This window comes from Pseudomonas sp. CFBP13508, assembly GCF_005233515.1.
Taxonomy (GTDB): Bacteria; Pseudomonadota; Gammaproteobacteria; order Pseudomonadales; family Pseudomonadaceae; genus Aquipseudomonas; species Aquipseudomonas mercuritolerans.
Genome location: NZ_QFZZ01000001.1, coordinates 547,490 through 571,929, shown reverse-complemented (window position 1 = coordinate 571,929; position 24,440 = coordinate 547,490). Strand labels below are relative to the sequence as shown.

Genomic DNA, 24,440 nt, shown 5'->3' with positions numbered 1-24,440 from the left:
GCGTGGGCAGCTGCAATCATCCTGGCCTCGGGCAAACTCACCATGCTGTTGTTTCGGCAGCTCGAGGGCTACTGGAATGCCGCTTCATTCGAGGGTTCGCCGCGACGCACCTTCTTCGCCCAGACGCTGAAGGATCAGGCGCGCGCGGACCTGATGATCAAGCGCGAAACGGAGATTCTTTCAGCCAGTGAGTTCGACGCCCTGCACAGCCTGATCCGCGAGCCAAACGTGGCCGTGCGGCGGCCTGCGTACGAAACCGTGTGCCTGCGCGAGGGCACTGCTCAAGTCGAGTTGGCCGGCTCGCTGATGATCAACCACGACAAGGCTTATCTCTACACTCCGAGCGAGGGCGTGCAAGTGCTCACAAACTACGCCGACCTCAAACAAACGCTGACCGCCAAGCTCGGTGCTGCAGGGCACGAAGACGAGCTGTACGGGCTGATGAACCTCGAAGAGCGCAATCGCTACCTGGGTTTTGCCAATGCTCAGGTGTCAGGCGAAAACATCGGCGGCGATATCATGACGACCCTGTTTGAGGCAATCCTCACCAAGCAGCGGCAAAACATCGAATTTGTCCTGCAGCGGTTTCGCCAGAGCGAACGCACCAGCGATATTCACGCGCTGTTCGACAAGGCGCTGGATATCCGTTCAATGCTTCATCAGCGCCTGCTCAAGCTTGACGTCAATCAGCGCTGGAGCACCCGACCATTGTTTGCCAGCGCTCCGCCATCGTCAGTGGTGCAGGCGGACAAGGCTGCGCAATTGCTGACAAAACTGCAACGAACGCTGGACAACCTCAGCGCTGACTTCAAGAACCAGCCGACTGCCAGCAGTCGTGAGCAGCGCGGCTTTGTCGAAAGCCTTGGCTGGAAACTGGCCCAGGCTTTCGAAGCGGCCATACGCGGCGAAGCCCAGCTGAGAAACCTCGGTGGTACGTGGCTGGAAGCCGAACGACAGATCGTCGATACCGTGTTCGACACAGGCAACGCTACGCGCGCCGAGCGCAAATCGCTCAATGGTTTTCGTCCGGATGCCTGGTCAATGACGGTGAGATGCGATGGCCAGAATGACGCGTTGCCGCTTGCTCATTGCGTGCTGTTGACCGAGCGCGGTGGCATGGACGTCGCGCATTCCGGACGCGCCCTTATGTGGACGCCAGCCGATGGCCTGGAATCGTTCGCCGATATCGAAACAGCGCGCAAACAACTGCAAGGTCGGCTGAATAACAACAACCGGAGCCAGGCCCTGCTGGAAAATCTGCCATCCAGGCAACGGCGCATGGGCCAGCAGTACACGCTCGGCACGTTCCAATTGATAGAAGAAAGTGTGTCGAGCAATCGCATGCAATCGGCTATCGAGCACTACATGGACGAGTGTGATCTGTTCCGCACGTGCATCAAGGACGAAGCCACGCTGGCGAAGTTCCTCGGCCACATGAAAGCCACCGTCATCGATACCAATCTGCGCCGAGCCATTGATTTCGCTCGCGCCGTTGCCGGCCATCTGGACTACCCGGACTGGTTGCGCATGGCCCCGGCGAAAGAGCAACACACGCAACTTGCACTGCTGGATGAATTGCGCCACGCATTTTTTGAAGGCAAGGATTTTCTCGAGGGCGTTCCGGCACTCGCCACTCATGTCGAGCAGACACTGAAGACACTGCTTGACGCCAGATTCCCCAACAACCGCCTCAAACCGCAGGACATCCAGATCACCCCGAACCTGACGCTGGCCGGTACAGCCTGCGACCTTGTGGAGTTTGCCCTGCATCACTACAACATCGTGCAGGGTACCGGTTTCAAAGTGACCGCGAAGACAGCTACGGCGCTACCGAAAAACTTTGGTCAATCCGCGGTGCAGCAGCTGCTGCAGTCTCTGGAAGTATCCACGACCTATGCAGGGAAAGTGACCGCCGCACTGTCCGGCGACAGTGAGTCGGCACGCATCAGCAAACAGCGGTTTCTCCGTCAGGTGCCTTGGCAACTGATGCAACACGCACACGCGTTGAAGCTGCAACAGCAACTCTCCGAGAACGGTTACGACTACATTTGCCAAGTGCTCGACATGCCTGACGGGATGGCTCGGGCCATGGTCGAGGGCGCCCAGGCAATTGTCTGCCCGCTGTCATTGATCAAGACCGGTGGCGCTGATCCCGTCGACACACTCGGGCTGTATGTCTTCGGGCCAGGATCGGGGCACACCGGCCCACGGGTGCTCTATGCACCCTACTCCAGATTCGTGTTTCGCGAGTTTGAAAACCAAGCGCAATTGATTGATGCGCTGAACACTCCGGGGCATTTCCAGGATCTGATCATTCGGCGTCTGCCGGAGGGGCAGCAGGCCGTATTCAGAAACTTGCTGAAAACGACGATTGGCAAATCCAGCGAGATCACTGTTGGAAGTCAAGCTATCAGCGGCAACGTGCTTGAACGGCTGCACAAGGACACCCTCGGACTTCTGCCGAAAATGCTCGGCAGTCAGCCGCAGATCAATGCCCAGGCGGATTGGGAAGCGGCAAAGTTTCTCTTCAGTCACGGTGTTCGTCTGGTTCCGCACGTGCTGCCAGGCAAACTCGCCTCGTTGCTGTTCCTTTGGAAAAGCTTTGAGGACTTCAAGCAATCCGCTGAAGACCTTCAGGACCACCATTGGGCCAATGGTGTGAAGAGTTTCATCGCAGGGGCCATCTCTCTGTTCAGTCTGGGACGCTTGTCCTGGGAAGACGAAGCAGAAACGGCGACCACTGAATTTGCCGCCCACGCGCAGCCCTCATCCGGTGTCGCCACAACGGTCAAAGCAGCCCCGCGCTGGGCGAAAATGCCGCCGACTGCGGCCGCTCGCGTCAATTTGCAGCCGTATGAAACCAGCACCGCACTGGAAACCCTCAAGCTTGACGCGCAAAAGCTGGTCTACAGTGCCCCTTCGACAACTGACAAGTATGCGGCTATTGCCGGCAAGGTCTATGCGGTGGCCCAGGCCGAGAAAACCTGGCATTTGCGCAAAAAAGACGGCAGCCAGGGGCCAGCACTCGAGGTAAAAAACTCGCGACTGGTAGTCGCCAGCGCGGACCACCCGGCCCATTGCTCCAGGTCCACGCACCGTGACCCCGTGCAGCAGGATGTCGAGAAAAACCGACGCATAGAATTGCTTATCCAGGCGAGAGGAATGGCTCAGATCAATCGTCGTTACCCCGCGAGGGCCTACGTGATACAGCAAGCGGTGGTTCGGGCGAGAGAGTACGCATTGAAGTGCCTGCATAACTTCGTCATAAGTCGCGACAATCTGGGCGGCACAAGGGTGGAAACGCTGCTGAAAAGCTTTTTTGAGGTGACTCAGGTTACGCCTGAACTGCTGAGGAAATTCGAGGACGTGGCCATCCCGATTTGCCGCGAATTGATGGATCCCAGAGATGATTTGCTCTCTACCGAACGTTTCTACGCGGGCCTCAATGGCTACGTTGACAGCAATATCCTCGCCTTTGTTTTCAAAAACGACAAAAAGCGAATCATCCATCTTACTGAAGTTTTTTTTAATCCCGGGATGGATGGTTACCGCCCATTTACCTTTCAGATTCGGCGTCGATTCTCACGCCCGCGCGGTGACGCTCATCCACGAACTTTCGCATCTGGTCTGCGCCAGCGAAGATCTTGTCTGGGTACAGGCAATCGGGCCATTTCCCAGCCTTATCGACACCACAACCGACATGGGTCAACTTGCCTTGGAAAGTCTTGAGCGTCAGCGAAATTCATTGTCGCGTTCTGCCCCGCACCTTTTCGCAGAGAAAACCAGCGACACGGTGTGGACTGACCTGGACCAGATTCCGTCGCGCGCCGATGAATACAAAAAAATACTCAGCCTTACCAAAACCACCAATCTCGCAGACGCGCGCAAAGCGTTTCGCAATCCTCTCTCGGGCGAGGCACGCATCGACGTCCATCTGGCCAACGCCGATTCGATCGCGTTGCTCATCAGCGAAATGGGCAAGGATCTGGATCCCCTTCCGACACCCATACCGCTGCCCGCACCGGTGCCAAGCCAACCGGCATCCTCGCAACCTGAGCCGTAAACAAAAAAGGTGCGCCGGCTCAACGCCGGCGCACCTTTTCCAACAATCTGTATGGGAGGCTTAATCCTTCTGGTCACGCAGCACATTGCCGGAAGCGCCATCGATACGGAACTCATAGACGCTGCCATCGGCCTTGCGCCCTTCGCCTTCCCAGTAACCGTCATTGTCAGCGCCGATCTCATAGACCTCGACATAGCCGGCCTTGGTCTTGGCGACCTCGATGGCTTTCTCGATGGTTATCCAGCCCGCGCCCGGTTTGTCGGCCAGGGCGGCACCGGCGCTGAGCAAACCGGCGGTGGCAATCAGGGCTGCGAATGTCTTTTTGATCATTTTTTCACTCCATTTATGGATAGTAGGCAGTTGCTTCCTGTTTTTTTGGGCGCCACAGGGAAAAATAAGTTCCACGTTGATGGGTAAATGCCATGACGGATGTTCTCGGCAGCCTGCCGGCGAGGTTAGAATGAGCGAAATCAGGACGAGTCAATGACCCAAGACACTCTCTCGGAAGCCGAATACGATGCGATCACCGATGCCGCCGCGCATTGGTGCATGCGTCTGCACGCCGCTGACTGCACGGACGAGGAGCGTCGCGCATTTGAAGCCTGGCACGAAGCCCATCCGTTGCATGCCTTTGAATACGAAGCGATGCAGGAAATCTGGGAAGTGGCCGGGGATCTGCCTCGAACCGAGCCGGGTGAGCTGGCCGCACAACGCAAGCCTTCGCGACCGTGGCGCAAGTTCGCGGTCATTGCCGCAGCATGCGCCCTCGCCCTGCCGCTGGCGGCTTACAGCGGCTGGAGTCTGGGCTGGCTGCCCAACAGTTATCAGCATTACGCCGCCACCGACAGTGTGCGTCGGGTCACGCTGGGTGACGGCAGCCAGCTGGAACTCAACCTCAACACCGACCTGACCTTCAGCAATTACAAACATGAACGTCGCGTTACCCTGAACAAGGGTGAAGCGTTTTTCAACGTCAGTCACGACACCGGGCATCCATTCGTAGTGCGTGCCGGCGACGGCAAGATCCGCGTGACCGGCACCCGGTTCAACGTATGGATGTATGAGGATCAGGTGCGGGTCAATCTGGTCGAAGGTTCGGTGCTGGTCAGCAGCAATCGCGATCTGCCGGGCGACGGCCTGCGCCTGAGCCCCTCGATGCAGGCACGCTACCGACATGGCGATTACGCCCCGCAGATCAGCCAGACCTACCCAGGCGACACTTCACTGGCGTGGCGCAGCGGCAGACTGGTGCTCGACAACCTTGCGCTTCACGACGCCCTGCCGCTGATCAATCGTTACCTCGACAAGCCGTTGATGCTCGCCGACACCAGCACCGGCGCGATCCGCGTGGGCGGCGTCTACAACATCAAAGAGATGAACAACCTCGCCAACACCCTGCCGAAAGTGCTGCCGGTCTACCTGACCCGCAACAAGGAAGGCAATCCGGTGATCAACTCGATGCCGCAGCGTCCGCCGAAAAGCTGAAGGCCGCGTCCCTTGCGGGAGGCGGCCTTCGTTTGTTTCAGGCGACGACTGTTTACTGCGCTGCCACCTTCCCTGCCTGATCCAGCTTGATCGTCTGCACCTGATATTGAGGATCCGCCTGAATCTGCTGCTCGGTGAAAGGCAACACACTCCACTGTTTCTTCGAAAACGCCTCGGTCTGGTCACGCGAATATTGCGACGCCGGATCACTGGATAACGAAAATGCCAGCAGCCCTTGGGCGTGAGGGCCTTTTTCGTCGAAGCTCACCACTTGCAGGTAGCTGGTGCCACTGACCACCTCGAGTTTGCCGTCCTCGCGGGGCATGCTCTGCATCGCGTTGTAGATGCCCAGCGTACCCGGTCCACCGTGAATCGGCGTTTGTTGCCCGCCGCTGCTGACCACCTGGATGTCACCCCAGCGCATGTCCGGCTCCAGGCCCATTTTGCCGGCCAGCGCGACTGAAGCCAGCATCGCTTCACGCAGCGCCTTGGCCACAGCCGGTTGTTCGACCGCAAGGCCGCGCGGAGTGTGTTGCGCATCAGCCGGGTTGAACGCGACGCGCCAGATGTCCGGCGACTCGAGCAGAGCCTGCATGATGTTCTGGAAATGCACCAGACCGAGTCCGGAATCCAGGTTGGCGCGGCCGTCCCAGGCTTTGAGGCTGGCGCAGACCGGCTTCAGCGTGGCCGCATCGCTCCCCAGATCGGCGCCGCAGAACTTCAGCAGATCCGGCATGATCTGCGCCGCCAGGTACACCTGATCGTCCATCACCATGTGCTGCAGATCCCCGACCGCCAACGGGCCTTTTTTGCTCAGCTCAGCCAAACGATCAAGCGCGAATCGCGAGCGCAGGCCCAGCGGCTGTCCTTCCTGGCTGATCAGCGGCGAATAGCCGGTGAGCGGTTGCGCCGGGTTGGCCAGCCACGCCGAGTCGTTGGAATGCTGCACGAAATCCTTGCGCAACAGTTGCGGCAACTCGCTGGAGGCGAAAATGCCCTTCTGCGCCGCTTGCGGATCGACATCCCAGGCACAGCCGCTGTTGGAACCGTCCAGCACAATCATGCGCAGACCAAGACGCGGGTCGCTGCACTTGGCCAGTTTTTCCGCGCTGACGTTCGGCACCACCGACAGGTTCATGTACAGCGTCTGGCCCTTGTCATCCGCTGCCAGGGTGTTGACCCACGGGATGCCCTGAATCTTCTGCACCGCGTCTTGCAGATCGTGGAGATTGCGGGCCTGGTTCATCGCATACCACTGTTTGAGTACGCGATCGTTATCGAGGTTGGCATCGCGCAAGCTGTAGGCGTACTGCTTGTCCCAGTCGAGTTTGCCCGGCCATTGCACGATCGGACCGAACTGCGAGCTATAAATGTTGCGCGCCACCGGTACGATCTGGCCGTCAGCCTGCTTGACCTGCACGGTGACCGTCTGTTTATTCAGCGGCAGCGACTTGCCGTCAAGCAGATACCGGGTCGGATCCTGCGGATCGAGTTGCAGGCGATACAGCGTGAAGTGTTTCGACGAATCGACGGTATGGGTCCAGGCCAGGTGCTGGTTGAAACCGATGTTGATCATCGGCAGGCCCGGCAACGCAGCGCCCATCACATCGAGCTTGCCGGGGATGGTCAGGTGCATCTGATAGAAACGCATGCCCCCGACCCAAGGGAAGTGCGGGTTGGCCAGCAACATGCCACGGCCATTGAATGAACGCTCGCTGCCGACCGCCACGGCATTACTGCCGCGATCCAGGGCGAAACGCTGCTGACGTGCGTCGGCCAGTTGAAACGCCTGGGCGTTGCGCTCGACTTGCGCGGTGGCTCGCGGCGGCGTGGCGCCGGCCAGAGCCTCAGCGAACTGTCCCACCCCACCTTCTACCAACAGGCGCCGCGTCAGTTTGACCAGATCGCGGGCACTGATATCACGGACCCACTCACCCTGACATTGCTGCGGCAGCCCCTTCTGACGACGTTCGCCCAGATAGCGGTTGTACCCGGCGGCATAACCTTCGACCAGGTCGCGGACCTGCACCGGTTGCGCCTGCCAGAAGGTCTCGACCGCTTCAGGGGTATTGAGCCAGGTGAAGAAGACATCACTGACGCGGTTTTCCCGCTGTTCGACAGTGAACTGTTCCGGGCCGAAGTAACGTGAGCGCTCGCCGTTGACCGTCACAATTTCGTTGGCCAGCAAACACAGGTTGTCCTGGGCGTAGGCGTAACCGATGCCGAAACCCAGCCCGCGTTCGTTTTCGGCGCGAATGTGCGGCACGCCGAAGCTGGTGCGGCGAATGTCCGCGCTCGTTTGTGCAGCCGGACTCAGTGCATGGGCCGACAGGCTCAGTCCGAATAGGGTGCCGGCGAGGGCCAGCCCGGTGAGTTGCCTGGAAATGATCACGCTCGCTCCTGCTCGAAAGGTCAATTGCCCACGCGTCCACGCGCAATGAGCCTGTCGAAGAAACGAAACTGATGAAAAAAATTTAGCGAGCATTCCATCCAGGCAAAGTCGTCATCACACGGCCGAGACGAATTAGCGACGAAATTTCTACATCTTTTCTTTCATGATTTGTCGCGCTGAAACGTCTTGTTTAGAGAGCGCAACAAAACCTTTCCCGATCTGGCTCTGAAAAGGAGTAATCGCATGTACAACTCGCAACTACCATCGGACGGTAGCCAGACGCCACAGGGCGTATCCATGAGTTCGCACACCGGCAGTTTCCCTCAGCGCGGCGAGCGTCCGGGCAATGAGCGTATTCGCGTGTTATTGAAGAGTTTCGGCCTGCGCACCAGCCTGATTCGGCTGAAAGTCATCGATGCCCTGCTGGTGGCGGCACAGAGCAATCGTCGCCTGGGCGTGCGCGGTGTGCATGGTCAATTGCTCGATCTCGATGTGCCGCTGTCCTTTCTGAGCGTGCGCGAAGTGCTTAAACGCTTGTGCGCCGAAGGCGTGATCACCTTCAACGCCGACAAGAGTTACAGCCTGCACCCACAGGCTGCAGCAGTCCTCAACAACGAATGAGGCCCTGGGTGCCCGCCGTTACGGCTTGACCTTGCGGCGCATCACACCATTGATCACCACCACAACCACGGCGACACCGATGGCGACGTACTGGAAGGTCTTCTCGGTGATCATCCCGGCATTTTGCAGCCAGGACAGGCCCAGCATGATCGCCAACACGGACAGGGCGATCAGAATCGAATAAATCAAGCGTTGCTTCTGGGTCATTGCGGTTTCCTGAAACGTTGGAATAGATCTGTGCGCATGTTCATGCGCTTGCCGATGCGCGGACGCGTCGCTGCAAACGGGCTGTCATGTTACAGCCGCCGAAGCGTTTTGGCTGCATGCGGCTCAACCGCAAGGCACGGCACCACCACTCGCTCCACTGCAAACACCTCTTGCGCTGCGCCGACCCTGTAAACATGCCGAGAGTTTTTGAAATCTGCTGACGCAGCAAACGGCTAGGTGAGCCGCGTGTCTGCACCTAGGCTCTGCGAACTTTCCACAGCTGTTAAAACAGGGATGTTCATGCAGAGCACACTTATAAACATCAGCCCCCGCCAGACTGCAGGTTTCTGTCTGGCGCTGACCACTTTCGAACTTCTCACGTATATGGGCAGTGACGTGATCATGCCGGCGATGCTGGATGTCACGAGCGAACTTGAGGCGCACGCGCGGCATGTGCCCAATGCGTTCAATCTGTATCTGTTGGGCGGTGTTTGCCTGCAATGGTTACTCGGGCCTTTGTCCGATCAATTCGGGCGCCGGCCACTGTTATTGAGCGGCAGCGCGCTGTTCGGTGGTTCATGCGTGGCAGCATTTTTCAGCGACAGCATTGAAGCCTTCAACCTGTTACGTGTGTTGCAGGGCATGGGCCTGGGGTTTGTCGTCGCGGTGAGTTACCCGGCGCTTCAGGAAGTGTTCTGCGAAGCCGACGCGGTCAGGCTCATGGCCCTGCTGGGGAATATCGCCTTGTTGTCGCCGCTGCTCGGGCCGCTGCTTGGCATCCTGCTGCTGGAATGGCTGAACTGGCGGGAGATCTTTCTGCTGCTTGGTTTCGCAGCGGCGCTGGTCTGGCTCGGCCTGTTGCTGTGGATGCCGGAAACCGTGGGCGTCGAGCGCCGCGACGGGCATCGAAACCCGACAGTGTCTTTCTCCTGGCGTCTCACTGCGCAACGCTATGGCACGCTGTTGGGCAATCCGCGCTTTCTCTGCGCCAGTCTGGCGCTGGGCCTTATGAGTCTGCCGCTGATTGCCTGGATTGGCCTGGCACCGTTGCTGTTGGTACGGGTTCTGGAGCTGACGCCGCTGGAATATGGCCTGTGGCAGATTCCGGTGTTCGCCGCGGTTATTGCCGGCAACCTGCTTCTCGATCGCGTGCTGCGCACCCATACATTGCAGCAATTGATTCAACTGGCGCTCTGGCCGTTCTGTCTGGGCCTGCTGCTGTTGGCGGCATGCGCCTTGCTCGGCGAGGGGCTTGGGCCGGTGGTCGCCAGCCTGGCGCTGTACGCCGTCGGGCTGGGCATGAGCAACGCGGCGGTGTATCGGATTGCGCTGTTTTCCAGCGATGACAGCAAAGGCCTGGTGTCGGCGCTGACAGGCATGATCTCGATCGCCGTCATGGGACTTGGCGGTTCGCTGATCGCGGCCATCGGTGGCGGCAGCCGTCTTGAATACTTCGCTCTCTGGGCCGCGTTCGGCGGGTTGATGTGTCTGCCCATGGTGTACCGACTGCTGCAAACCACCACGCCGGATGTCGCCTCGCCTCAATAAGGAACATTGATGATCGACTTGCCCTTTGCCGACGCGCTCTGCGCGTTGACGGCCCCCTATTGCGCTGATTCCGCCCCGGCTGACCTGTTTGATCGGGCGATGGCTGAAATCAGCCGCTTTCACTGCGATCACACCCCGGGTTACGCCCACTGGCTCAGCGTTCATGGACTGGCGCCGAAGGATCTCGACAGCCTTGATGACTGGTCGCGTCTGCCGCCGATCTTTGCCAGTTTCTTCAAGCAACACCTGCTGCTGAGCAGCACGGGGACGGACGCCCTCGAACTGACTTCATCAGGCACCAGCGGGCAGAAAAGCCGCATGCGTTACGACGAACGCAGTCTTGCTCGGGCGCAGTTCATGGTTGCGCAGATATTTCGCCACTACGGCTGGGACACTCCCGATACGCCGTGCAATTACCTGTTGCTCAGCTATGAGCCTGAGGGGCGCATTACCCTGGGAACGTCGTTCACCGACCAGTTTCTCTGTCAGTTCGCCCCGGCCAATCGCGTGGTTTATGCCTTGCGCAGCACCGGTAGCGGCCATCAGTTCGACGTGTTCGGCGTCATCGCCGCGTTGCAGTCATTCGCTGAAGAAGGTTTGCCGGTAAGGATTTTCGGCTTCCCGGCGTTTCTCTGGCAGGCGCTGCAACGCATGCAGGCTACCGCTGTGCAGGACCTGCAACTGCCCGCCGGTTCACTGGCGTTTTTTGGCGGTGGCTGGAAAAACCAGACCACGCAGGAAATTCCCAAACAGCAGTTCTACGCACATATCCATCGGCAACTGGGCATCGAACCCGGCCGCTGCCGCGACGGTTATGGCGCTGTCGAACACGCGGTGCCTTACATCGAATGCGCCCGGCACCGCTTTCATGTGCCGGTGTATTCGCGGGTGCTGATTCGCGACCCGGTAGATTTTTCCCTGCTGCCCCATGGCCAACCAGGCCTGCTCGGCTTCGTCTCGCCCTATATCACCTCCAGCCCGGCCCACGCCGTGGTCATGAGCGACCTGGCCACGCTGCACCCGGGCGCAAGCTGCGGCTGCGGATTGACCAGCGACTGGTTCGAACTGCACGGCCGCGCCGGCACCACGGCGGGCAGGAGCTGTGCAATGGCCGCCGCCGAATTATTGGGAAGTCACTGATATGTATTTGCTCAATGGACAACTGCACGACGTTTACCAACTCGACCAAGCGCTGCAAGAGTTGCAACAAAAGTTGCCGCAGCTCTTGGCGACGGCAATCGACAGCAGCCAGGTCATCAAGGCAGTGGCGAGGTTTACCGACCGACTGCGTAGCGCACCGACGAATCTGCCCCTCGACAACGAGCAGCGTCAGGCCCTGATGGATTTCTGCCGGCCCGAGGCCTTGATCTCTAAACGCGAGCGCGAACTTGGCGCCGATCCCGACTCTCTGCGTCGCATCGATTATCGCCAGCCGCGCTTCGAAGCGTGGCGCCCACTCGGGCTGGTGGTGCACATCACTCCCGCCAACGCGCCGTTGCTGGCCTTTTGTGCGGTGGTCGAGAGTCTGCTCGCCGGCAACATCAACTGGCTGCGCCCCAGCCGCAGCGATCAGGGCCTGACGGCACGACTGCTCAGCGCATTGGTGGACTGTGATCCGAGCGGACACCTGGCCGGTTACGTCGCAGTCGTCCCGGCTGATACCGAACAGATCGGCCAATTGTGCAAGCACGCCAACGGTGTTGCGGCATGGGGTGGCGAAGCGGCGTTGCAAGCGATTCGGCAACAGCTGGCGCCGGGTTGTCGCTGGATCGATTGGGGGCATCGCATCAGCTTTGTGTATCTCTGTGCAGAAACTGCGACGCCGCGAACCCTCGATGCCGTCGCCGACGAAGTCTGCCGACTGGATCAGCAGGCCTGCTCGAGCCCGCAATGGCTGCTGGTCGACAGCGATGATCCGCAGGTGTTGCGCGATATCGGAGAACGCCTGGCGCAGGCGCTGCAACGACGCGCCGCGCAATGGCCGGCACTGGTACCGACAATCCAGGAGGCCTCGCAAATTACCACGCACACGCAGATGGCCCGCCTCGGCCAGAGTTTCGCCGGTCACACCGGGCAAGTCTGGAACGGCGCGGGCTGGCGGGTGATCTGGGCGCACGACCAGCAGCTTGCGCCTTCACCGCTGTTTCGCAGCGTACTGCTGCATCCAGTGCCGCAGGCGCTGCTGAGCGCCACCCTGCTGCCGTGGCGCAATGTGCTGCAAAGTTGTGCGTTGGCGTGTGCTCAACCGCGCATTGTCGAGCTTTGCCATGCGCTGATCGCTGCCGGGGTCACGCGGATCGCACCGATCAGCGGCATTCACGACGGTTACGCAGGCGAACCCCATGACGGCGTCTACGCGCTGCAACGCCTGAGTCGACGCGTATCGGTGTGTCTGGAGGCCACGCATCTGTCGAATCAGGCCAGTTTCGATTCAGCGCCGTTACCAGCGAAGCCATGCACTGCGATCATGGACAAACAGGCCTTCGTCGCCCAGCCCATCAACGATCAGGCGCAGTTGTATTTCCGTTCTGGAGGCAGCAGCGGCACCCCTGCTCTGGCCGGCTACAGTTATCGCGACTTCGATCGGCAAATGCGCGCAACCGCAGACGGTCTGTTCGCCGGTGGCCTTGATCCGGCGCGGGATCGGGTCATGAACCTGTTCTTCTGCGGCGGGCTGTATGGCGGTTTTCTCAGCTTCAGCAAAGCGCTGGAACTGCTTGAGGTGACGCACCTGCCCATGGCCGCTCCTACAGATGACGATTATCGTGAGATTGCCCAGCTGATCATCGATCAGCGGGTCAACGTGCTGGTGGGTATGCCAGCCACGCTGCATCGCCTGTTTCTCAACGAGCAGGAGTGTCTGCGCATTTATGGTGGGGTCGAAAAAGTCTTTTTGGGTGGCGAGCACCTGAGCGAGCAGAACCGGGCATTGCTGCGCCGCTGTGGCGTATCGACGATTCGCTCGGCGATCTACGGCAGCGTCGATGCCGGCCCACTTGGCCATGCCTGCCAGGCTTCGGCCGATGGGGTTTTCCATTTGATGAGCGATATCCAGCAGTTGGAAATCGTTGCGTTCGAAGAAGATGTGCCGGTTGCGGGTGATCAGGTGGGGCGGCTGCTGGTGACCTCGCTCGCCCGCGACGGTGGCCAACGCGTGCAGCGTTATGAGATTGGCGACACCGGGCGCTGGCTGCCGGGCGCCTGCGCCTGTGGGCTGAAGTCCCCTCGCTTCGAACTGTTGCAACGCCACGGCAGGTTGCTGCGTATCGGCACTGACTTTATCTCCCTGAGCGAATTGGCGTCGCGGCTGCAAGTTCCGTTTCAGTTGCAGCTGGACCACAGCGCTGACGGCGTCGAGCGCATGCAACTGCGCTGCGAACTCGCAGCAGACATCGCTAAAACCCGTCTCGCCGATTACCTGACATTGATGACCGTCATCGACAGCGGACTGCTGGTCCTGCGCATCGAGCAGTGCTCGCCCGCGAATTTCATTCAAAACAGACACAGCGGCAAAACGCCGCTGGTCATCGACTCACGCCGCTGACGTTCGAGCGTGAGCCAGCTCATTCGAATCAAGAAGAATACATCGTGAAAACAACCGACCCGATTAGCGAATTGACGGGTTATGCCCGTGAGCATTCGCCCTACTACAAGAACAGCCTCGCCGATGTTCCCGAGGCAATAAACTCGCTGTGCGAATTACCGTTGCTTGATCCGGCAGATTTCTGGAAAGACAGTGCGGATCTGGCGCACTGGCCGGTACTGACAGCTCCCATTGAACACGCCTTGGTCTTCAAGACCGGTGGCTCCACCGGCGGCGGCAGGCTTTCGGTCTATACCCGCACTGAATGGCAACGCACGGTCGAAGATTTCGGCCGCAGTCTGAGCGGTCAATTCAGCCCTGGCGACCGTGTCGCCAATCTGTTTTTCGCTGGCGACCTGTACGCCAGTTTTCTGTTTATCCATGATTCGCTGGCCCATGTTGAAACAGCGATCACCGAGTTTCCGTTTACCGGTGAGGTCGATCCGCTGAAGTTGGCCGATGCCATCGCCCAGCACCGGATCAACGTGCTGGCTGGCGTGCCAGCGCAACTATTGACCTTCGCCAGTTGGCTCAAGCAACGCAACCTTGCGTTACCGTTGGTTGATACCGTGCTTTACGGCGGGGAGAGCCTGTTTGCCTCACAGCGCCAACTCCTTGAGCAAGTGCTGCCCAACGCGCGCATTGCCTCGATCGGTTACGCCAGCGTCGACGGTGGATTTATCGGTGCCAGTCATCGTGACTGCATGGAAGGCGAACATCGCACGCCCGACGGCCACGTCCTGCTGGAGATTGTCGATCAGCACAGCGGCGCAACGATCGAGGCCTGCGAGCAAACAGGTCTGCTGGTGTTGACCAATCTGCATCGGCGCCTGATGCCGCTGATCCGCTATCCCGTGGGTGATCTGGCGTGCTGGCGCGAACCGGCTGGAACCGCGCAACGCAAATTCGCCTTGAAAGGCCGCAGCGCCAGCAGCCAGCGTGTTCGGGTCGGCATTCTGTCGCTGATAACCGATGAAATCGGCGAAACCGTGCGATGCATCACGGGCAGCAACGACTGGCAGTTGTTGATCGAGCAGGCCGACGGCAGCGATGTGTTGACCTTCAAATGCGTGATCAACGAACGCTCGATCTGCAGGCTCGGCCAGCTTGAAGCGCGACTGATCGAACTCTACCCCGGGATATTGCCCCTGCAGGCCGCAGGGTTACTGGCGTTGCGTATTCAAAGCTGCCAATTCGAGGATCTCGCACGTCATCCTCGCGCAGGCAAACGACTGCGGGTGATTGATCTGCGCTGCTATGACCGGAATGACAGGGAGGTGTCTGATGGAATCTTTGGTCCTGCGCAATTACCGTGACAGCGACGCGGTTGCTGTCAGCGAACTGTTTCGCGAGGTTTATGGCGACCGTTACCTGAAGATCGACGTGTATCTGCCCTGTCTGATCAACCAGAACCATGCGGATAAACGCTGGCATTCACTGGTGGCAGTCGAGGGCGAGCGGATCCGGGGTCATGCGACCTTGTATCGGCAGAGCGAAAAAGCGCACGACGCCGAGTTGGCGTTGAGCGCCGTACATCCCGACACACGCGGGCAGAACATTGCCACGCGGCTGGGCGAGCAACTGCTCACTCACGCGCAGGCGTTGGGCTGTCGCAGCGTTTCGATCAAACAGGTGACCCATCACCCTTACACCCAACGCATGGCCCTCAACCTCGGTTTTCATAACACCGGACTGCTCCCGGATTACGTCCGCTCACCTTTCGGCTGCAAGATGCCAGAGTCGATCGTGGTGGGCGTTCGCGCCATCGATGGTTATCAGCGACCACTGCCAGCGCAGGTGTGGCCCCCCAGCTGCCGTACGTTCATGCACAGACTGGCGGACGTATTCGGTGTCGGGGCCGGCGCTACACGCTGGCGCGGGGCCTCGGTCCAGGTCGAACAACATGGCAATCGCCATGAAATGCTGCTGGAGAAACTCGACCCGGAACTGCTCAGCCAGCTCAGAGCATTACCCAGGCATTGGCTGATTTCGATTCATCTGCAGCTGTCGCGACACTTTGCCGGGGACCTGCACAGCCTGAACGCCATCGGTTTCGCTTTCACCGGCCTGGCGCCGGCGCATGACAATTGCGGGGGATGGCTGGCGTTGTTCCATCGCGGTTACCGTCCGCGCAAACTGGCATTGCATTGCCCGCACATGCAGACGCTGCATGATCAGATACGACGGCAAATCGGCAGTGGTGATTTGCCGCCGGTTTGAACGAGCGCCAGTAAACGACATGAGCCCGCTCAACTGCGCGCGGGCTTATGCCTTGGCCGTCAGGCCCTTGTCGGATGGCACGGCAGCGTTGCCTTCACCATAGGTCTTGAGATTCTGCAGGACGTAAATGGCTTTCTTGAATTCGGGAATCAGGCTCTTGCCGTAGTAATTGCCATTGAGACTGTTGGTCTGGATAGCATCGAGCTGCGTGGCGAAATATTCCAGCGCGTTGAACTTAGCCTCCGGGTCCTTCTGCACGCCGAACCGGTCGAACTTGTCGCCGGCATTGAGCAAGGTAATCGAGGTGATCTCGGAAATCAGGCCGCGCCCGCGCAGAAACTCGCTCAGGTTGCCCAGTTGCTTGACGGAGACGTTGGCGGGGTCGAAACCCTTGATCTGCTTGCGCAAGCCCTGTTTGTCCATCTCCGCGACATTCAGTGCATTCGGATCGTTACCGACCAGGGTCAACATCTGCTGCACTTTGACGCTCTGCGAAACCTGCTTCTTCGCGCCGGTATCACGGACCAGAACGCCCGCCTTGCTTTCCCAGGCGCCGGTATAGCCGATCGTCATGCGAGTACTCCTTGTGCAGTGAGCATGAAATGTCCTTGTCCAACGATTTGAATGGGCGCGAGTATCGGCCGCTTCGCCTGATCCAACCAACCCTTTTGTGCGCTTTTTTACAAATCTCGTACATTCTGAGACAGGGCCGAAAGCCCACAAACGTTGCTTCAAAGTGTTCATCAGGATGTAACAAACGTGTCGATTTCCAGGGATGTACCAATCCCGATACCAACCGGTCATCGCCCTGTGTTCTTTAGGCACGCAAGTACCTAAAGCTTCCGCGCGCTAAGTCGATACGCTGTGATACCCGTCCTGTTTTGACCCTGCCTTCCAATAAAAAACGCCGCTCAAGGATCAGTTCCATGCCCGCACTGCGCACTATTCAGGCTCGCTACACGCTGTTTCTGGTTCTGTTCATTCTGCTGTTGTCCGTGCTGACCGTGGTCGGCATCAGCCAGTTGGTCGCACCGACCCTGCGCGATACCGAAGAGAAGGTGGTACTCAACCGCATCGCCGAAGTCGCCGTGCAGATTCAGGGCGAGTTGAACAAGGTGCAGGCGCAGCAACGCAGCATCACCCAGACCATCCCCCTGCTCGACAGCGCCGCCATCGATGTGGTGTTGCCCGGGCTGGTGGATCAGTACGGCGAACTGAAAGTCTTTGGCGGCGGTATCTGGCCGTTGCCCGGCCAGCGCGAGGCCGGGCGCAACAAGTTCAGCACCTTCTGGCACCGCGATGCCTCGGGGCAGCTCAAGGTCAATACGTTCTGGAACAGCGACGCCGCACCCAACTACTACGACCAGAGCTGGCACAAGGGCGGCATGGCCACCCCGCGCGGCCAATGCGCGTGGGCCGCTGCCTATAAGGACGACGCCAGTGCCGAGCCGCGCACCAACTGCGCCATGGCGATCTACAAGAACGGCAGCGCCTGGGGCGTCTCGACCATCGACGTGACCCTGGGCTTTTTCAACGACCTGGTGGCACGCAAGGAAAAAGACCTCAACGCCGAGATGCTTATCGTCGAGGCTGACGGCAAGATCATCAGCAACAGTTCGCGCATCAGCGGCCCGATCGTGTTGAAGAACATCAGCGAACTGGCGGCCAGCTCGACCTTCGTCAATCAGATCAAGACCGGCCTGCAGAACCGCGATAAAGCGCAACGCGTCGAGTTCGACAACAACGGTGAAGACGCCACATTCTTCATGCGCCCTATCGAGGGCACACCGTGGTTCCTCGCCACTGCCCTGCCGACCAAGATGCTCACCGCCCAGCGTGACGATGTGCTCAACAGTCTCAGCCTGATCCAGATTCCACTGGTGATCCTGCTGGTGCTGTTGCAGGTTTACGCGATTCGCAAACTGGTACAGCGCATGAAGGCTCTGAAAGCCAACATCGATTCGCTGTCCAGCGGCGACGCCGACCTGACTCGCCGCATCACCATTCGCGCCGAAGACGAACTGGGTGCCATCGGCCATTCGGTCAACACCTTCATCGTCTACCTGCAGAACATGATCGGCGAAGTCACCCAGGCCACCGGCGCCATGGCTTCCAGCCTCGACAATCTGCAACGCACCTCGGCGCACACCAGCCAGATTCTGCTGCGTCACGCCTCGGAAACCGACCAGACCGTCACCGCCATTACCGAAATGAGTTCCACCGCTGAAAGCGTGGCGCAGAATGCCGCTGAAACCGCTGCGTTCACCCAGCGCGCCAATGAAAACGCCGATCGCTCGCGCGTCGTGGTGGGTGAAGCGACCAACAGCGTGGTTGCGCTGATCGACGAAGTGGCCAGCGCTACACACAAAGTTGAAAACATGCAGCAGGACGCCCAGCGCATTACCGAAATCCTCGGCGTGATCGGAGCGATTGCCGGGCAAACCAACCTGCTCGCCCTCAACGCGGCGATTGAAGCGGCCCGGGCCGGTGAACAGGGTCGCGGCTTTGCAGTAGTGGCGGATGAAGTCCGCGCCCTCGCCGCCCGCACTCAGGCCAGCACCTCGGAAATCAACGAGATGTTGACCCGTCTGACCCAAGGCGTGAGTTCCTCGGTCAGTGCCATGGAAAACACCCAGGCCAGTTGCCAGTCCGCCGCTGACGCCACCGCCCGAGTCAACTCGGGGCTGGACGAAATGGCCGGTTCGGTCAGCCACATCAACAGCCTCAGCACGCAGATCGCCACCGCCGCCGAACAACAAAGCGCAGTGACCGAAGAGATCAACCGCAGCATGGTGCAGATCCGCCACATGGTCGATGAACTGGTGCAGAGCGGCCAGGCCAGCGAGCTGAATACCCGCCAATTGCTCGAAGCCAATAGCCGCGTGAGCGCGATCATGGGGCGGTTCAAGGTCAGTTAAGCCAACCGCGACCACGGGGATTTTGGCCTTTACGCCAATCCCCTGTGGGAGCGAGCCTGCTCGCGAAAGCGATTTTTCAGTCACTGTAGCTGCGGCTGGCCGACCGCATTCGCGAGCAGGCTCGCTTCCACATTGGTTCGGCTGTCTTGTAGCAACTGGAAACACTCAGTTGATGCCGGGATGGAAAAACCGGTCAAAATGCGTTCTTGCTGACCTTCACCGAGTCGAGAGCCCATTCCCATGCGAAGCCAACTGCGTCTGCTCGCCCTGAGCGCCCTGTTCATCTCCTCCCTGGCGCAAGCCGCCGAACTGATCCCGATCGAAGTGCACCGCGACGCCAATTGCGGCTGCTGCAAAAAGTGGATCAGCCATCTCGAAGCCAATGGTTTCAAAGTCGAAGACCACGTCGAAAGCGACATGAGCAGCTTTAAACAGCAGCACGGCGTACCACCGCGTCTGGCGTCCTGCCACACGGCGATCATCAATGGCAAATTCGTCGAAGGCCATGTGCCGGCCGATCAGGTGCTTGCGTTGAGCAAGCGCGACGATCTGCTGGGTGTGGCTGCGCCGGGCATGCCAATGGGCTCGCCGGGCATGGAAATGGACGGCATGAGCGATGCGTACCAAGTGATCGGCCTGAAGAAGGACGGCGCTGATGTGGTAGTGGCGGACTACCCGGCCCATTGATGGGGGCAGCCTACTTCGGCCTGTTCTTTGCTGCGTTTGGTGCGGCAACTTTGTTGCCATTGCAGTCCGAGGCGCTGCTGGTCGGCCTGATCGTCAGCGAGCGTTACTGGCTGTGGGGTTTGCTCGCGGTAGCGACGCTGGGCAACGTGCTCGGTTCGCTGGTCAACTGGTGGCTGGGACGGGGCATCGAGCGCTTTCAGGATCGACGCTGGTTTCCGGTCAATCCCAAGCACATGGCCAAGGCACGCAAGCACTACGAGCGTTATGGGCATTGGTCGCTGCTGCTCAGTTGGCTGCCGGTGATCGGCGATCCGCTGACCTTGATAGCCGGCGTCATGCGCGAACCGCTCGGGCGCTTTCTGTTGATCGTCACCCTGGCCAAAGGCGCGCGCTATGGCGTGCTGGCCTTGCTGACACTGGGCTGGCTCGGTTGAACCAACCCTCAGTGTGATTGCCTTTGTTTAACGTCGGCGTAATCCCCGCCTTCCAGAGTCGGCCAATTTTCAAGGAGTTTGTGCTTATGTCCGTCACGCTTTCCCGCTGGCTGCCCGGCCTCGTCCTCAGCGCTGCCCTGCCATTAATGGCGCACGCAGCCACTGAAACCGCCCCCGCCGAAGGGCCTGCCTACGGCCCGGAGCTGCAAGGCTTCCAATATCCCTACACGCTTAAACACTTCGCCTTCGAATCCCAGGGTCAGAAACTGCAAATGGGTTACATGGACGTCGCCGCCAATGGCAAGGCCAACGGCCGCACCGTGGTGCTGATGCACGGCAAGAATTTCTGCGCAGCGACCTGGGACAGCTCGATCAAGGCCTTGAGCGATGCCGGCTACCGCGTTATTGCGCCGGACCAGATCGGCTTCTGCACCTCCAGCAAACCTGAGCACTATCAGTACAGCTTCCAGCAACTGGCCACCAACACCCAGCAACTGCTCAAAGCCCTGGGTATCCAGAAAGCCACCCTGCTCGGCCACTCTACCGGCGGCATGCTCGCCACCCGTTATGCGCTGCTGTTCCCGGAGCAGGTCGATCAATTGGCGATGGTCAACCCGATCGGTCTGGAAGACTGGAAAGCCCTCGGCGTTCCCTATCGCACCGTCGATCAGTGGTATCAGCGTGAGTTGAAGGTCACGGCCAAGGGCATTCGCGACTATGAGCGCACCACCTATTACGATGGCCGCTGGAAGCCGGAATTCGATCGTTGGGTCGACATGCTCGCAGGTCTGAGCAAAGGTCCGGGCAAGACCCAGGTCGCGTGGAACTCGGCGCTGATCTACGACATGATCTTCACCCAGCCGGTGTACTACGAGTTCAAGGATCTGAAGATGCCGACCCTGTTGCTGATCGGCACCTCCGACACCACGGCCATCGGCAAGGACCTCGCACCGCCGGAAGTGAAAGCGAAAATCGGTCATTACGAGGTGCTCGGTAAACAGGTCGCCAAGCTGATTCCGCAGTCGACGCTGATCGAATTCCCGGGCATGGGCCACGCGCCACAGATGGAAGAACCGGAGAAATTCCATCAGGCGTTGCTCGGCTGGCTGGGCAAGACTCCTTCCGCTCCATGATGAGGTAAGCCGATGACGGTGCAGATTGCAGTGATCGATGACTGGCAGGACGTGGCTCGCGACGTGGTCGACTGGTCCGTGCTGGAGAGCATCGGTGAAGTGACCTTTGTGCATGATTACCCGGCCGACAACGCGACACTGGCCGAGCGCCTCGGCCAGTACGAGGTGATCTGCGTCATGCGCGAACGCACGCGTTTCGACGCCGACTTGCTCGGGCGCTTGCCCAATCTGAAGTTGCTGGTCACCGGCGGCATGCGCAATGCCGCGCTGGACATGCCGGCTGCAGCAGCGCTGGGCATCAAGGTCTGCGGCACCGACAGCTATAAACACGCCGCGCCGGAACTGACCTGGGCGCTGATCATGGCTGCCACCCGGGATCTGGTGAAGGAAGCAAATGCCCTGCGCGCCGGCCTGTGGCAACAAGGACTCGGCGGCGACCTGCATGGCAAGACCTTGGGAATCCTGGGTTTGGGCAGCATCGGCCAGCGGGTCGCGCAGTTCGGCCAGGTATTCGGCATGCGGGTGATTGCCTGGAGCGAAAACCTCACGGCCGAACGCGCTGGACAGGCCGGTGTGACGTACGTCAGCAAGCAGCAACTGTTCGAACAGGCCGACGTACTGTCGGTGCACCTGGTGCTCAGTGAGCGCAGTCGCGGTCTGGTGGATGCCCAGGCGCTGGACTGGATGAAACCCACTGCGCTGCTGGTCAACACCGCTCGCGGGCCGATCGTCGATGAAGCGGCGTTGATCAAGGCGCTACAGAAACGGCGGATTGCCGGGGCGGCGCTGGACGTGTTCGAGCAAGAGCCTTTGCCGGCCCTGCACCCGTTTCGCACGCTGGACAACGTGCTCGCCACGCCGCATGTGGGGTATGTCAGTCGGCAGAATTACGAGCAGTTCTTCCGGCAGATGATCGAGGATATTCAGGCTTGGGCGGCTGGGGAGCCGGTGCGTCTGTTGAATTGATTCCATCGCTTTAAAGTTCAGTTGCTGCAACAGGCCTCTTCGCGAGCAGGCTCGCTCCCACAGGTTGTACGCGTTCCAATGTGGGAGCGAGCCTGCTCGCGAAGGTCTCATCTCAGATACCGCTCTGAAATACCCTCGCACCACAACGGTGCAACCGGCCCGTCCCCTAGCACAAAATCGTGACTGCTCAGTCACCGTTTTGGCCCACTCCCACCGAAAAACATGCCCTTCGTCGGAGCGTTTCCCCTCCTGAACCCTCGCTTACATCCCGACACAACCGATTGTCGAACAATTTACCCATTTGCCCCAGCCCGCTCTAGGATCTGGCCTAGACTGATTTTTCAGTGGCCAAACCACTCGGTCATACCGACGAAAAAAAGTCGAAACTTTTGCTTCACGCCACAGGTCATCAGAACAACTGGGCGAAAGCGACTGGTGTAATCCTTGCAACGGCCTCACCACCCATTCTGCTTGCGCGTGTTGGGTCAGCATTTGCTCACCGATGCGTGGCGCCTTTGCGCCCGGCCACAGGACTTGGCCACGAAACAGCTTGTTCGAGACAAGAATCAGATCACACACGGGAGATACATATGATCAGTGCGGCATTGGATATTCAGGGAGAGCGTGCTCACCAGTCGCTTGGAGAATCGAGCACCATCAGTGTTCCCGGCAGCCGACAGATCAACGTACCCGGCACCAAGACGCTTGCTCCGGTAGCAAGCCAGAATCCCAACAAGAAAAAAGTGTTGTTCGTGACTTCGGAAATCGCCGATCTGGTCAAGACCGGCGGCCTCGGTGACGTCTCTGCCGCCCTGCCCCGGGCCATGGCCCATCTGCATGATGTGCGGGTGCTGATCCCAGGTTATCCGCAGGTGGTGCACAGCGAAAACCCGATTCACATCATCGGCGAGCTGGGTGGCCACGCTGCGCTGCCACCTTGCAAGATCGGGCGCATGGACATGCCCGATGGCCTGGTGATCTACGTGTTGATCTGCCCTGAACTCTACGAGCGTGAAGGTGGCCCTTACGGCGCCAACAACGGTCGCGACTGGCCGGACAACCATATCCGCTTCGCCCGTCTCGGCCTCGCCGCTGCCGACATCGCCGCCAATCTTGCGCAAATCCATTGGCGCCCGGATCTGGTGCACGCCCATGACTGGCCGGCTGGCCTCGCGCCCGCTTACATGCACTGGCGCGGGCAGCGCACGCCAACGCTGTTCACCATTCACAACCTTGCCTATCAAGGCGTGACCAGCCTTGGTTCCTGCCCGGAGCTGGGGATTCCCACCCATGCCCTGCAACAGGAAGGCATGGAGTTCTACGGCAAGATGTCGTTCCTCAAGGCCGGCATGGCCTATTCGAGCCACATCACCACCGTCAGCGCGACGTATGCGCAAGAGATCACCACCCCGGACTTCGGCTGTGGCCTCGACGGTTTCCTTGCCGCCAAGACCCAGCAAGGCCTGCTCAGCGGCATCCCGAACGGCATCGATGAGAGCTGGGATTCGGCGACCGACCCGCACCTGTTTGCCCCGTTCGCCATCGGCGACTGGGAAGGCAAAGCGATCAACGCGGCGCACGTCCGTGAGCTGTTTGGCTTGAACGATTCGACTGGCCCGTTGTTCGCCGTGGTTTCGCGTCTCGTGTATCAGAAAGGTCTCGACCTCACCGAAGCGGTGTCCGAGTACATCGTGCAGAACGGTGGCCAGATCGCGATCATCGGCCGTGGTGAGCCGGAAGAAGAGCAAGCCATGCGTGAACTGGCCCTGCGCTTTCCTGGCCAGATCGGCGTACGCATTGGCTTCAACGAGACCGATGCCCGGCGCATGTTCGCCGGCAGCGATTTCCTGCTGATGCCGTCGCGTTACGAACCATGCGGCTTGAGCCAGATGTACGCCCAGCGTTTCGGCTCGTTGCCGGTCGCGCGCAACACCGGCGGTCTGGCCGACACCATTGAAAACGGCGTCACCGGTTTCCTCTTCGATGAGTCCACCGTTGATAGCTACAAGGAAGCCCTGAGCCGCGCGTTCAAGGTCTTCGCCTTCCCGGAATTGCTCAATGCCATGCGCTGCCGCGCCATGGCTGCACCGTTCAACTGGAGCAAAGCGGTTGAACCCTACGCCGAACTTTACGAACAACTGGTCGCCAAGGCGTTGGGTAAAGCCAGCCACAAATAACCAGGG

19 protein-coding genes are annotated in these 24,440 nt (G+C 59.8%); 15 read left to right on the top strand and 4 right to left on the bottom strand.

The genetic code is table 11. From position 1 onward, the window contains the following. The first annotated feature begins 153 nt into the window (after positions 1–153). A complete protein-coding gene (locus PspCFBP13508_RS02520; protein ID WP_241669485.1) occupies positions 154–3,729 on the top strand; it encodes a DUF6543 domain-containing protein in 3,576 nt (1,191 codons plus the stop codon). Then, complete coding sequence (locus tag PspCFBP13508_RS27545) at positions 3,701–4,063, top strand: hypothetical protein (protein WP_241669484.1); 363 nt, start codon at positions 3,701–3,703, stop codon at positions 4,061–4,063. The genes PspCFBP13508_RS02520 and PspCFBP13508_RS27545 overlap by 29 nt, the downstream gene beginning before the upstream one ends. A 60-nt stretch (positions 4,064–4,123) precedes the next feature. Here PspCFBP13508_RS27545 and PspCFBP13508_RS02515 read toward each other — a convergent pair whose 3' ends face one another. Beyond that, positions 4,124–4,393 carry a PepSY domain-containing protein gene (locus PspCFBP13508_RS02515; protein WP_071172382.1) on the bottom strand — a complete coding sequence of 90 codons (270 nt, stop codon included), beginning with the start codon at positions 4,391–4,393 and terminating at the stop codon, positions 4,124–4,126. 153 nt (positions 4,394–4,546) lie between these two features. Between PspCFBP13508_RS02515 and PspCFBP13508_RS02510 the strand changes: the two genes are divergently transcribed. After that, positions 4,547–5,548, top strand: a complete 1,002-nt coding sequence (locus tag PspCFBP13508_RS02510; RefSeq protein ID WP_130912917.1) for a FecR family protein — start codon at positions 4,547–4,549, stop codon at positions 5,546–5,548. 52 nt (positions 5,549–5,600) lie between these two features. Here PspCFBP13508_RS02510 and PspCFBP13508_RS02505 read toward each other — a convergent pair whose 3' ends face one another. Then, entirely contained in the window at positions 5,601–7,940 is a 2,340-nt protein-coding gene (locus PspCFBP13508_RS02505; RefSeq protein WP_137213541.1) for an acylase, read from the bottom strand. 243 nt (positions 7,941–8,183) lie between these two features. Between PspCFBP13508_RS02505 and PspCFBP13508_RS02500 the strand changes: the two genes are divergently transcribed. Continuing rightward, the gene (locus PspCFBP13508_RS02500) at positions 8,184–8,561 is read left to right on the top strand and encodes a fe2+ zn2+ uptake regulation protein (RefSeq protein WP_130912919.1); all 378 of its coding nucleotides are present in this window, start codon (positions 8,184–8,186) and stop codon (positions 8,559–8,561) included. Between the two features lie 18 nt (positions 8,562–8,579). Here the strand turns inward: PspCFBP13508_RS02500 and PspCFBP13508_RS02495 are convergent, their stop codons facing one another. Next, positions 8,580–8,768 (bottom strand): hypothetical protein, encoded by a 189-nt coding sequence (locus PspCFBP13508_RS02495; protein WP_016770563.1) that lies wholly within the window; start codon positions 8,766–8,768, stop codon positions 8,580–8,582. A gap of 300 nt (positions 8,769–9,068) precedes the next feature. On the opposite strand from PspCFBP13508_RS02495, the gene PspCFBP13508_RS02490 reads away from it, so the two are divergent. Genes PspCFBP13508_RS02490 through PspCFBP13508_RS02470 form a run of 5 tightly spaced genes read left to right on the top strand, consistent with a single transcriptional unit; the run spans position 9,069 to position 16,119 of the window. Further along, a complete protein-coding gene (locus tag PspCFBP13508_RS02490; RefSeq protein WP_137213540.1) occupies positions 9,069–10,316 on the top strand; it encodes an MFS transporter in 1,248 nt (415 codons plus the stop codon). A 9-nt stretch (positions 10,317–10,325) separates the two neighbouring features. After that, positions 10,326–11,456, top strand: coding sequence for an acyl-protein synthase (locus PspCFBP13508_RS02485; protein WP_137213539.1), 1,131 nt, complete (start codon positions 10,326–10,328; stop codon positions 11,454–11,456). A gap of 1 nt (position 11,457) precedes the next feature. Further along, positions 11,458–13,860 carry an aldehyde dehydrogenase family protein gene (locus PspCFBP13508_RS02480; RefSeq protein ID WP_137213538.1) on the top strand — a complete coding sequence of 801 codons (2,403 nt, stop codon included), beginning with the start codon at positions 11,458–11,460 and terminating at the stop codon, positions 13,858–13,860. Positions 13,861–13,904: 44 nt separating this feature from the next. Continuing rightward, the gene (locus PspCFBP13508_RS02475) at positions 13,905–15,215 is read left to right on the top strand and encodes a phenylacetate--CoA ligase family protein (RefSeq protein ID WP_137213537.1); all 1,311 of its coding nucleotides are present in this window, start codon (positions 13,905–13,907) and stop codon (positions 15,213–15,215) included. Continuing rightward, positions 15,184–16,119, top strand: a complete 936-nt coding sequence (locus PspCFBP13508_RS02470; RefSeq protein WP_130912924.1) for a GNAT family N-acetyltransferase — start codon at positions 15,184–15,186, stop codon at positions 16,117–16,119. The genes PspCFBP13508_RS02475 and PspCFBP13508_RS02470 overlap by 32 nt, the downstream gene beginning before the upstream one ends. 45 nt (positions 16,120–16,164) lie before the next feature. Here the strand turns inward: PspCFBP13508_RS02470 and PspCFBP13508_RS02465 are convergent, their stop codons facing one another. Further along, a complete protein-coding gene (locus PspCFBP13508_RS02465; RefSeq protein ID WP_130912925.1) occupies positions 16,165–16,692 on the bottom strand; it encodes a hypothetical protein in 528 nt (175 codons plus the stop codon). 353 nt (positions 16,693–17,045) lie between these two features. Between PspCFBP13508_RS02465 and PspCFBP13508_RS02460 the strand changes: the two genes are divergently transcribed. The 6 genes from PspCFBP13508_RS02460 (at position 17,046) to glgA (ending at position 24,434) form a co-directional block, all read left to right on the top strand. Then, a complete protein-coding gene (locus PspCFBP13508_RS02460; RefSeq protein ID WP_137213536.1) occupies positions 17,046–19,037 on the top strand; it encodes a methyl-accepting chemotaxis protein in 1,992 nt (663 codons plus the stop codon). A gap of 240 nt (positions 19,038–19,277) precedes the next feature. Beyond that, complete coding sequence (locus PspCFBP13508_RS02455; RefSeq protein ID WP_137213535.1) at positions 19,278–19,724, top strand: DUF411 domain-containing protein; 447 nt, start codon at positions 19,278–19,280, stop codon at positions 19,722–19,724. After that, the gene (locus tag PspCFBP13508_RS02450) at positions 19,724–20,158 is read left to right on the top strand and encodes a YqaA family protein (protein WP_130887322.1); all 435 of its coding nucleotides are present in this window, start codon (positions 19,724–19,726) and stop codon (positions 20,156–20,158) included. The genes PspCFBP13508_RS02455 and PspCFBP13508_RS02450 overlap by 1 nt, the downstream gene beginning before the upstream one ends. 86 nt (positions 20,159–20,244) lie before the next feature. Continuing rightward, a complete protein-coding gene (locus tag PspCFBP13508_RS02445) occupies positions 20,245–21,291 on the top strand; it encodes an alpha/beta hydrolase (protein WP_137213534.1) in 1,047 nt (348 codons plus the stop codon). Positions 21,292–21,303: 12 nt separating this feature from the next. Next, a complete protein-coding gene (locus tag PspCFBP13508_RS02440; protein WP_137213533.1) occupies positions 21,304–22,257 on the top strand; it encodes a D-2-hydroxyacid dehydrogenase family protein in 954 nt (317 codons plus the stop codon). 590 nt (positions 22,258–22,847) lie between these two features. Continuing rightward, positions 22,848–24,434 carry a glycogen synthase GlgA gene (gene glgA, locus PspCFBP13508_RS02435; protein WP_137213532.1) on the top strand — a complete coding sequence of 529 codons (1,587 nt, stop codon included), beginning with the start codon at positions 22,848–22,850 and terminating at the stop codon, positions 24,432–24,434. The last annotated feature ends 6 nt before the right edge of the window (positions 24,435–24,440 follow it).

Bases quoted from the DNA above. Each gene is read 5' to 3' on its own strand.
- PspCFBP13508_RS02520 (WP_241669485.1), top strand. From the start codon at position 154: ATGATCAAGCGCGAAACGGAGATTCTTTCAGCCAGTGAGTTCGACGCC.
- PspCFBP13508_RS27545 (WP_241669484.1), top strand. From the start codon at position 3,701: ATGGGTCAACTTGCCTTGGAAAGTCTTGAGCGTCAGCGAAATTCATTG.
- PspCFBP13508_RS02515 (WP_071172382.1), bottom strand. From the start codon at position 4,393: ATGATCAAAAAGACATTCGCAGCCCTGATTGCCACCGCCGGTTTGCTC.
- PspCFBP13508_RS02510 (WP_130912917.1), top strand. From the start codon at position 4,547: ATGACCCAAGACACTCTCTCGGAAGCCGAATACGATGCGATCACCGAT.
- PspCFBP13508_RS02500 (WP_130912919.1), top strand. From the start codon at position 8,184: ATGTACAACTCGCAACTACCATCGGACGGTAGCCAGACGCCACAGGGC.
- PspCFBP13508_RS02495 (WP_016770563.1), bottom strand. From the start codon at position 8,768: ATGACCCAGAAGCAACGCTTGATTTATTCGATTCTGATCGCCCTGTCC.
- PspCFBP13508_RS02490 (WP_137213540.1), top strand. From the start codon at position 9,069: ATGCAGAGCACACTTATAAACATCAGCCCCCGCCAGACTGCAGGTTTC.
- PspCFBP13508_RS02485 (WP_137213539.1), top strand. From the start codon at position 10,326: ATGATCGACTTGCCCTTTGCCGACGCGCTCTGCGCGTTGACGGCCCCC.
- PspCFBP13508_RS02480 (WP_137213538.1), top strand. From the start codon at position 11,458: ATGTATTTGCTCAATGGACAACTGCACGACGTTTACCAACTCGACCAA.
- PspCFBP13508_RS02470 (WP_130912924.1), top strand. From the start codon at position 15,184: ATGGAATCTTTGGTCCTGCGCAATTACCGTGACAGCGACGCGGTTGCT.
- PspCFBP13508_RS02465 (WP_130912925.1), bottom strand. From the start codon at position 16,692: ATGACGATCGGCTATACCGGCGCCTGGGAAAGCAAGGCGGGCGTTCTG.
- PspCFBP13508_RS02460 (WP_137213536.1), top strand. From the start codon at position 17,046: ATGCCCGCACTGCGCACTATTCAGGCTCGCTACACGCTGTTTCTGGTT.
- PspCFBP13508_RS02455 (WP_137213535.1), top strand. From the start codon at position 19,278: ATGCGAAGCCAACTGCGTCTGCTCGCCCTGAGCGCCCTGTTCATCTCC.
- PspCFBP13508_RS02450 (WP_130887322.1), top strand. From the start codon at position 19,724: ATGGGGGCAGCCTACTTCGGCCTGTTCTTTGCTGCGTTTGGTGCGGCA.
- PspCFBP13508_RS02445 (WP_137213534.1), top strand. From the start codon at position 20,245: ATGTCCGTCACGCTTTCCCGCTGGCTGCCCGGCCTCGTCCTCAGCGCT.
- PspCFBP13508_RS02440 (WP_137213533.1), top strand. From the start codon at position 21,304: ATGACGGTGCAGATTGCAGTGATCGATGACTGGCAGGACGTGGCTCGC.
- glgA (WP_137213532.1), top strand. From the start codon at position 22,848: ATGATCAGTGCGGCATTGGATATTCAGGGAGAGCGTGCTCACCAGTCG.